The sequence below is a fragment of the Vibrio sp. 1078-1 genome (assembly GCF_033340475.1).
In genome coordinates, this window is record NZ_JAWOWM010000763.1 from 1 (window position 1) to 546 (window position 546).

At 41.8% G+C, this 546-nt stretch carries 1 protein-coding gene; it reads right to left on the minus strand.

Annotated elements, in window-relative coordinates; translation table 11 throughout:
- On the minus strand, positions 1-546 hold a 546-nt coding region (locus tag R7190_RS29930), incomplete at both ends, for a carbohydrate porin (protein ID WP_318138216.1).

The following is a 546-nucleotide window of genomic DNA, read 5'->3' on the forward strand; positions in this document are numbered from 1 at the left end:
GAAAAACTCTGGCTAAGTTCAGCAGTTAACATTAAACCGTTATCGAAGTTCTCAGCGGCGTCTTCTTGCTCATCCGTTGGGTTAACCATTGCATAGTCAACACCGAATTCAGTCCAGGAGCCTTCCCATGGGCTAAAGCCAGCGTAACGTAAATCTAAGAAGTAAGTATTCAAATCTCCGTAACTCGTTTTATTGCCAGTATCATCCCACTCGGCCAACTCATTATCGGCTCGGATAACCGCTGCTGAAATCGCACCGGTATTTAACTTGATGTTTTCGATACCCACACCGTAGCCAGAAATATTCCAGTATTTAGTGTCTATAATGTGGATATCATGACGTTGATAAAAGCGTTTACCAGCCCAGATAACGGCATCAGGAGAAGATGGGATATAGCCTTTAGCTTGAACATTTAACTGCTTAATACCAAAGTTGGCACTGTCATCTTTACTATTTTCAGACTCTAGGTTCCCCTCCGATGACATTTCAAACATACTTTCAAAGTACATTGAACGACCATCTGCATTAAATAACTCTTGGCCTAAT